This is a genomic window from Staphylococcus microti (assembly GCF_000934465.1).
GTDB classification, from domain to species: Bacteria; Bacillota; Bacilli; order Staphylococcales; family Staphylococcaceae; genus Staphylococcus; species Staphylococcus microti.
Genome location: NZ_JXWY01000059.1, coordinates 1 through 8,374 on the forward strand (window position 1 = coordinate 1; position 8,374 = coordinate 8,374).

The window sequence follows — 8,374 nt, forward strand, 5'->3', positions numbered from 1 at the left end:
GAGTACAGGCTCACATTGCCTTAACTCCTCCTATGACACCATCATAGTGGGAGTTAATTATTTAGTTAATGGTCTTTTTTTTAAGTGTCCTTGACATGGGGTCCACTTTAATCTTCAATTTTGACACCTTTTTTAATTTTGATCAGCCCTTCTTTGACAAAAAATGATAAAAAGCGTCCTTCTTCTGCTGGGTTGTTCGAAATATAGATTTTAGCGCCGTCTGGTAAGTCTTTCAAACTTTTATGTTTTTTACTGTACACACCCATTGGCGTTGTTAAAACTTTACCGACTGATTCTAATTGATAACCATGTGATTTTTGTTCTGCTTTTAAGTATGGAACGTGTTGGAACATATTTGCATCAACATCGCCCTTATCCAATAACTTATTCGGTACTTTGTAATCATTAATTTCTCGTACTTCAACGTCATATCCATCTTTTTTCAAAATTTCGCCAGCTTTTTTCACCACTTCTCCATGTGGTGTCGGTGAGGCAGCAACAACAATTTTCTTATCTTCTTTTGAAGCTTCTTGTTTGTTGCCACACGCTGAAAGCACAACCGCCACTGCAGCCAACAATACGATTACTAATCTCAATTTTCTCATCAAAATACCCCTTTCTTGTATCCGTCCACTTTGAATTAAGTTATAAAAAAAGACGGGGTCGCGCTGCATGACACAACGCGCTCCCATCTTACTATTCACTTCTCAAGGTGTTGAATTATTCAGCTGGTGTTACTGCGCCATCATACTTCTTAGTGATGAAGTCTTTGATGTCTTTTGATTGTAACACTTCAATTAATGCTTTAATTTTCTCATCGTCTTTGTGTCCTTCTTGAACAGCGATTAAGTTAGCATATGGGTTGTCTTGGCTTTTTTCAACAGCGATTGAATCTTTTTGAGGGTTTAACTTTTGCTCGATTGCAAAGTTAGAGTTAATGATAACTGCGTCCCCTTCATTGTTTTGGTACGTTTTTGGTAAAAATTCAGCCGCTTGTTTGTTGTTGAATTTAATGTTTTTCTTGTTTTCTACGATGTCATCAAATGTTGCATCTTGAATTTTAACGCCGTCTTTAATTTTGATTAAACCTTCATCCACGAAGAATTTAAGGAAACGACCTTGTTCAGCTGGGTTGTTTGATACAAAAATTTCTGCACCATCTGGTAAGTCTTTCAAGCTCTTATGCTTTTGAGAATATACAGCCATTGGTTCTAAGTGAACGTTACCTGCTGACTCAATTTTGTAACCTTTTTCTTTCTTCTCTGTATCTAAGTAAGGTGTGTGTTGGAAGAAGTTCGCATCTAACTCACCAGCATCTAACAATTTGTTTGGTGTTGTATAGTCATTGATTGTTTTAACTTCTAAGTCATACCCTTTTTCTTTCAATAATGGTTTTGCTTTTTCTAAGATTTCAGCATGTGGTGCTGGTGACGCACCGACAGTGATCTTTTTGCTGTCTTTGTCTTCTTTGTTGCCACATGCAGCAAGTGCAACTGCTAATACAAGTACGAGTGCAATTGATAAAATTCTTTTCATACTTCTTAACTCCCTTATAATTATTATCGTTTATCTATTTTATTTGTAAACCAATCCCCTAGGAACTGAATTACAAAAACGATTACTAAGATTAAAATCGTTGAAACTAAAATTACGTCATTTTGGTTACGTGTGAAACCAGTTAAATAAGCTAAGTTACCAAGTCCACCAGCACCGATAACACCGGCTACTGCTGTTGAACCTACAAGCGCAATCGCTGTAACAGTAATACCTGAAATCAATGCAGGTAATGACTCTGGAATTAATACTTTAGAGATGATTGTCCAAGTATTAGATCCCATAGAACGCGCCGCTTCAATAACTCCTTTATCAATTTCTTTCAATGCAATTTCAACAAGACGACCGTAGAATGGTGATGCCCCAATAATCAACGCTGGTAACGCACCAGTTGGTCCACTAATCGTACCAAGAATCAAGCTCGTAAATGGAATTAAGAGCAGGATTAAAATGATGAATGGAATCGCACGGAACAAGTTAACAAAGAATGATACGATGCTATAAAAGACACGGCCCGCTTTGGATTGACTCTTAGATGTTAAAAACAAAATCACACCTAAAATCAGTCCTAAAACGAATGAAAAAGCTGTCGAGATAATTGTCATATAAAGTGTTTCATATGTTGCAACCCAAACATCTGGCCAGCGTACATTCGGCATTGTGATCATCTCTTGAAGTATTTCACTAAAACTTTTACCCATGTTTGATCACCTCTACTTGAATGTTTTGCTCTGTTAAATCTTGTTGTAATTTATGGAAGCTATCTTCTGAAATGGCTGGAATATGAATGATTAAGAAACCAGCCGCTCCTGTTTTAGCTTGTTTGATATTCCCTTCCAAAATATTCACTGTGACATCATGTTTGCGCGCAATGTACGATACAACTGGCTGCGTCGTTGCTTCGCCTGAGAATGTTAACTTCACAACTTTGTCGCCTTCAGCAAGGTTTAATGTGCCTACAAGACTTTCAAAATCTTGTTCAGGTTGTAAATCTTCTTGAACAAAGCGACGCGTCACACGGTGTTGTGGATTTTCAAACACATCAGATACAGGACCTTGTTCGATAACACGTCCATTTTCCATCACTGCGACTTCATCACACACACGGCGAATAACGTGCATCTCATGCGTAATGATAATAATCGTCAAGTTTTGTTCCTTTTTGAGCTGAAGTAGCAAATCTAAAATCTCATCCGTTGTTTGTGGGTCCAAAGCGCTCGTTGCTTCGTCACACAACAATACTTCCGGATCATTGGCTAATGCACGTGCAATACCGACACGTTGTTTTTGCCCACCTGATAACTCTGATGGATACGCATGTTCACGTCCTGCTAAACCAACACGTTGCACTAACGCTTCCGCTTTTTTCGTCGCTTCTGCTTTCGGTACACCCGCAATCTCCAATGGAAACTTGATATTATCTAAAACTGTTCTAGACCATAACAAATTAAAATGTTGGAAAATCATGCTTACTTTTTGTCTTTTCTGACGTAGCGCCTGTTTGCTCAACGCACCAATGTTGTCCCCACCAATAATAACGTCTCCAGATGTTGGCGTTTCAAGATAGTTGAACAGTCGAACTAATGTACTCTTACCAGCGCCAGAAAATCCGATTATCCCGTATATTGTACCTTTGGCTATATTAAGATTGACATGATCGACAGCAGTGACAGTTTTCGTTTTGCTCTCATATTTTTTTACAATATTTTTTAACTCAATCATATTGCTCCTCCTTGTGCAAAGCATCTCTTATGCCAATAAAAATTGCCTTCTCTTTCGGAAATGAAAGAGAAGGCAATGACGATAGCTATCTCTCTCATCTTCTAAAGTTGCTAACAACTTTATGTGACTTGGCACCATTTCTATCACTAGACGGTTGCCGGGCTTCAAAGGGCACATCCCTCCACCACTCTTGATAAGAGTTTTCTGAATATTGAATTGTTTAAATCTTACCACCTCAATCAAGATTCGTCAATAACTTTTTTAATTTTTTCTAGTAAAAAAGGCACTGAACGAAATGCGTAAAGTCGCTCATACTCTTGATCACGTTTCATAATGAGCAACACGGGAACAGATTGAATTTCTTGTTCTTGACTGAATGTTGGGTAGTAATTTAAATCTACTTTCGTAATCGGTAACTGAACAATATCATTTACGATATCCAACATGCGCTCGGATACTTTGCATGTGCCACACATCGTCGTATAGCCGAAAATCAGATGTGTTTCTTGATCAAAATGCTGTGTCAGTACTTCATCTTGTATTTGATGATTTGTCATCTTACAAAGTCCTTTACTTAATTGTAGTAGATTGAGAATAGCATGTTCATCGATGACACGCCAACATAACGCACAATAAAAAACTCGGCAAAGAATGTTACCATCCTAAACCGAGTCTTATATACGTATTATTCGCCAATCATTGCTTCGTAACTAGCTGCATCTAATAATGCCTCTAATTCGCTCTCGTCTGTTAATTCTACTTTAACCATCCATGCATTTTCATAAGGTGATTCATTAACAGCTTCTGGCTCATCTTCTAAACTTTCGTTCACTTCGATGACTTTACCAGACACAGGAGAATATAATTCTGATACTGTTTTTACTGATTCAACGCTACCGAATGTATCGCCTTCTGATACTTCGTCGTCTACTTCAGGAAGTTCAACGAATACGATGTCACCTAATTCGTTTTGTGCGAAATCAGTAATACCGATAATCGCTGTGTTGCCTTCAACTTTTACCCATTCATGTTCTTTTGAATACTTTAAATTACTTGGCACTGCCACTTGAATCCCCTCCAATTGTTAATGTTATATTTATCATGACATATTGCTGAATTTCTATCAACTATTTTCTTATAACCAAACGTCACGATATGTTTCTTCTTTAAAACCAACTGTCACTTTATCTCCAGATACAGCTAATGGTCGTTTCACTAACATGCCGTCTGATGCTAACAGTTCAAACATTTCATCATCCGATAATTCTGCAAGTTTATCTTTTAAATTTAATTCACGGTATTTTGCACCGTGTGTATTAAAAAGTTTTTTAATCTCAATCCCTGTTGTTTCAACAATCTCTTTAAATGCTTCTTTTGTTGGCGTGTGTTGCACAATATCAATCGGTTCATAGCTCACACCATGGTCACTTAAAAATTTTGCTGCTTTTTTACATGTTGTACAGTTTTTATACTGATAAAATTTTATCATAAGAACGCCTCCTGTAATGACTTATCTCAAATATAACAAAAAGTTGAAAATATTGCTCTTTTTTATTATTTTTTGTTAGCTTATATTTTGTATGATACGCTTTCCCTGTATGTCTCGCAAGTTGCAATTTAAATGACTTCCCCTATTAAATCCGCTATAATGACGTTACGAAACACAAAGAGGAGGCTTTTTTCATGCAAGCAGTTAAAGATATCGCACAATTCAACGAGGTTATCCAAAGTTCAGAACCAGTTATCGTTAAATTTGAAGCAGGCTGGTGCCCTGACTGTAAAGCAATGGACATGTGGATTGATCCAATCGTTGAGAAATATAACGACTATACATGGTACGTTGTAAACCGTGATGAAGTTGAAGAAGCAGCTATTAACCATGAAGTAATGGGAATTCCAAGTATTTTAATCTTCCAAAACGGCGAAAAACTTCACCACTTACATTCAGCAAATGCCAAATCACCTGAACAAGTTGAATCATTCTTAGCCGAAAGCTTTGGCAAGTAATGATTTAAAAACGCGTATGACGTAGGCCGAGCCTATATCATACGCGTTTTTTGTTAAATATAATCTGTGACAAGACCTCTATTTTGTCTTTCAACTTTTTTCATTTTGTCTTCTTCTTGTAAATCCGTTAAATAAATAAAGCCTACAAGACGTTCATCGGGAAGTACCCCGAACGCTTGACGCACTTTCGGATTAAAAATATATTGTGGCGTTTTCCAACAAGAGCCAATGCCTTGTTCATATAATAACAGCAATAAATTTTGGGCAAATGCACCGACAGCAAGATAATTTTCATTTTCTTCACGTTGTCGTGCGTCACATTTCATAATCAATGCGACAAAGCCGCCTAATTTGGTTACTGCATCATAATGACTCTGTTGTTTTTCTGGTTCTCGTGGAAACGCATATCTTGAGATTTCACGACTCATCTCGCCTAACTTGTGCTTTGGAACATATATCACACGCCATGGCTCCCTCATACCATGGTTAGGTGCTTCTGCAGCATCTACCAATGCTTGGCGCACTGCTGCATCATCTATCATCATATCATGTTTGAACTTCTTGATACTTCTTCGGTTCTTAATTGCGTCTTGAAGCTCCATCTCTATCTACCCCTTATAGATTGATAACTATTATCAATTATACGCAAAAGACATTTAATTATCAAACAGCTTGATTGCCTTTGAAAGCTGTTTGACGGGTATTTGTCCCGGAGCAACCGCCGCTTCTAACGCACCAAAAGTGAGACGCCCACCAAATGTTGCTTGCGCTGTGCGTGAAATCAAGCCAAGTTGTGACATTGAAATACCTGTGACCCACTGCGATAACGTATCGCTCGCCTCTGAGACAGCTTGCAGTAGCACCAACACATCTTGACGACTTTGAGGCATCACGGCTATTTTTAAATGACTCGCGCCCATTTGTGAAAGATGAAAATACGTTTTCTTCAAGACATCTATCGATGGCGTTTCATCAAAATTATGATAAGATGCGACAATGATACCACCTTGTGCAAGTATTTGATGACAAAGATTTTGACGGTTCACTTCAGGTGTCCACTCAACATCTATCAAATCAATCTGTGGTATTTCACTCAAATCAACTAACAATTGCTGATAGCCTGTCTCATCCAGTGCTCCTTCTCCCCCTTGACTATGCGTACGGTACGTGACAAGCAGTTGAAATTCACCCTGTTGTTTCAAAGTTTGTACCATCTCTAATACAATTGCCTTATCACATTGTGGCATTGCATCAATACGCAACTCTAAAATATCAAAGTACGGTATATTTTCGGTAACTTTTGCCAGTTCATCAGCTGACAAAGTACGCGTTTTAGGCATAAGACTTGCTACAATTTGTGACTTCACATCATTCACCTTTTCTCATTATGGATTGACAATATGATCCGCTGTCTGATTATGAATATATGATAATACGTCATCCAAAGGAATATCAACTAAGTTTTGCACCGCTTCATCTGTATAGAAAGCAACATGTGGTGAAATTAATACATTCTCATGTTCTAACAAATGGCTTAACACTGAATCTTCTAATGGCTTATTCGTCCAATCATATTTAAAGAATGGTCCTTCATTTTCATACGTATCAATGGCTGCACCCGCAACAGTGCCATCATCTAATTTGCGAATGAGCGCCTCTGTATCTAGTACGACACCACGTGCAGTATTAATAACGAGTAGTCCTGGTTTTGCTTGACTCAACACAGCTTCATTAACGACATGTTTATTTTCAGGAGAACCCGGAATATGCAATGTCAATACATCGATGTCTTTAACTAAATCTTCAAGCGAATCAACATATGTTAAGATACCTTCTAATTCAGGATTTGGTTCTAAATCGTAGGCATATACTTGCGCACCAAAGCCATTGAAAATTTTTGCAGCACGACTACCGATACGTCCCGTTCCTAACACACCTATCTTGAGCGACTCAATCGTACGTCCTTGTACAGATAAATCCCATGTAAAATCTTGAACGGCCACATTGCGATCAATACGATTGGTATGACGCACCAGTGCTAACGTTCTTGTTACCGCAAACTCAGCAATGGATTGCGGCGAATAACTTGGTACATTCGATATTTTAATCCCGGCTTCATTGGCAGCTGGTAAATCGTACATATCAAAACCTGCTGATCTTTGTGCAATGTGATAAATACCATTTTGCGCCAACGCCTTGAAATACTCCGGATTGATCGGTGTCATTTGAGATAAAGTCACACCATCTATATCTTCAAGCTGTTCTAAATGCACACCTTCTAAACTATCTTCTGTTAGAATCACTTCGACTTCATCTGCATGGCGTTCAATCCACTGTTGCAATGCGACTTGTTCATCTTCTCTTACATCAAATACTTTAATTTTTTTCATACCATTCACCTCTTAGTTATCAGTTTTTCTGAATAAAGTAACTATATCGCAAATTAAATATTTTGAAAAGTCTAACATCGTTGCAAATTATCTGGCAAGTTGTATAATAAAAACACCATTTTAAGGGGGGATATATTATGTCAAGTATTTATGAAACAACTGCCACTCATGTCGGAGGTCGTAAGGGGACTGTTCAAACAGAAAATAAAGCCATTGATTTACAAATCACACCTCCAGACAACACAGACACGGACTCAACAAATCCTGTACAGTTATTTGCAGCAGGTTATGCATCATGCTTTAGCAGTGCATTAGATATCATCTTAAAACGCAACAAATTCCTTAAAGCTGAACCTGTTGTAGACCTTACTGTACTCCTAGTGGACGATCCGGGATCAGAAAGTCCAAAACTAGAAGTAGTCATTCATGCAAAAGTTAAAAACATAAGCCAAGAAGATGCCGAGACATCATTACAACAAGCAAATGACTACTGCCCATACTCAAAAGCTGTTGACGGCAACATCGACGTTACTTTAAATATAGAAGTAGTTGCGTAATTACAAAATAAAGTGAAACAGGGTACACTGGCCTTTAAACTGGACCCTATAGATTAGACACTAAAAAAAGAGTGTCGGTCTATAGGGTTATTTTAATGTATAATTTGAGTAACTACTCTAATGACTGAGAGGTGCAAATTGATG

Annotated in this window: 11 protein-coding genes, 1 pseudogene and 1 riboswitch; of the genes and pseudogenes, 2 read left to right on the forward strand and 10 right to left on the reverse strand. The window is 37.9% G+C overall.

What is annotated here, in order from left to right:
* Positions 1-110: 110 nt before the first annotated feature.
* The 7 genes and pseudogenes from TP70_RS08350 to TP70_RS08380 all read right to left on the reverse strand — a co-directional run.
* A pseudogene (locus TP70_RS08350) lies at positions 111-605 on the reverse strand (MetQ/NlpA family ABC transporter substrate-binding protein); the annotation flags it as partial.
* A gap of 115 nt (positions 606-720) precedes the next feature.
* Positions 721-1,536 carry a MetQ/NlpA family ABC transporter substrate-binding protein gene (locus tag TP70_RS08355; RefSeq protein WP_044360944.1) on the reverse strand — a complete coding sequence of 272 codons (816 nt, stop codon included), beginning with the start codon at positions 1,534-1,536 and terminating at the stop codon, positions 721-723.
* Between the two features lie 23 nt (positions 1,537-1,559).
* Complete coding sequence (locus TP70_RS08360; protein ID WP_044360945.1) at positions 1,560-2,255, reverse strand: methionine ABC transporter permease; 696 nt, start codon at positions 2,253-2,255, stop codon at positions 1,560-1,562.
* Entirely contained in the window at positions 2,248-3,276 is a 1,029-nt protein-coding gene (locus tag TP70_RS08365) for a methionine ABC transporter ATP-binding protein (protein ID WP_044360946.1), read from the reverse strand. Before TP70_RS08365 ends, TP70_RS08360 begins: the two co-directional genes overlap by 8 nt.
* A gap of 91 nt (positions 3,277-3,367) precedes the next feature.
* A riboswitch (SAM riboswitch) is annotated at positions 3,368-3,476 on the reverse strand.
* A 39-nt stretch (positions 3,477-3,515) separates the two neighbouring features.
* Positions 3,516-3,833: a thioredoxin family protein gene (locus tag TP70_RS08370; protein WP_044360947.1), complete on the reverse strand. Its 318-nt coding sequence runs from the start codon at positions 3,831-3,833 to the stop codon at positions 3,516-3,518.
* Between the two features lie 128 nt (positions 3,834-3,961).
* Positions 3,962-4,342, reverse strand: coding sequence for a glycine cleavage system protein GcvH (gcvH, locus tag TP70_RS08375; protein ID WP_044360948.1), 381 nt, complete (start codon positions 4,340-4,342; stop codon positions 3,962-3,964).
* A gap of 69 nt (positions 4,343-4,411) precedes the next feature.
* Positions 4,412-4,765, reverse strand: a complete 354-nt coding sequence (locus TP70_RS08380; RefSeq protein WP_044360950.1) for an arsenate reductase family protein — start codon at positions 4,763-4,765, stop codon at positions 4,412-4,414.
* Between the two features lie 194 nt (positions 4,766-4,959).
* On the opposite strand from TP70_RS08380, the gene TP70_RS08385 reads away from it, so the two are divergent.
* Positions 4,960-5,283 (forward strand): thioredoxin family protein, encoded by a 324-nt coding sequence (locus TP70_RS08385; protein WP_044360951.1) that lies wholly within the window; start codon positions 4,960-4,962, stop codon positions 5,281-5,283.
* 53 nt (positions 5,284-5,336) lie between these two features.
* Here TP70_RS08385 and TP70_RS08390 read toward each other — a convergent pair whose 3' ends face one another.
* The 3 genes from TP70_RS08390 to TP70_RS08400 are packed head-to-tail and all read right to left on the reverse strand — an operon-like array spanning position 5,337 to position 7,673.
* Positions 5,337-5,885: a nitroreductase family protein gene (locus TP70_RS08390; protein ID WP_044360953.1), complete on the reverse strand. Its 549-nt coding sequence runs from the start codon at positions 5,883-5,885 to the stop codon at positions 5,337-5,339.
* A 54-nt stretch (positions 5,886-5,939) separates the two neighbouring features.
* Positions 5,940-6,650 (reverse strand): type I 3-dehydroquinate dehydratase, encoded by a 711-nt coding sequence (gene aroD / locus TP70_RS08395; RefSeq protein WP_052502899.1) that lies wholly within the window; start codon positions 6,648-6,650, stop codon positions 5,940-5,942.
* A gap of 18 nt (positions 6,651-6,668) precedes the next feature.
* Positions 6,669-7,673 (reverse strand): D-2-hydroxyacid dehydrogenase, encoded by a 1,005-nt coding sequence (locus TP70_RS08400; RefSeq protein WP_044360954.1) that lies wholly within the window; start codon positions 7,671-7,673, stop codon positions 6,669-6,671.
* Between the two features lie 137 nt (positions 7,674-7,810).
* On the opposite strand from TP70_RS08400, the gene TP70_RS08405 reads away from it, so the two are divergent.
* Positions 7,811-8,230: an Ohr family peroxiredoxin gene (locus TP70_RS08405; RefSeq protein WP_044360956.1), complete on the forward strand. Its 420-nt coding sequence runs from the start codon at positions 7,811-7,813 to the stop codon at positions 8,228-8,230.
* Positions 8,231-8,374 lie beyond the last annotated feature (144 nt).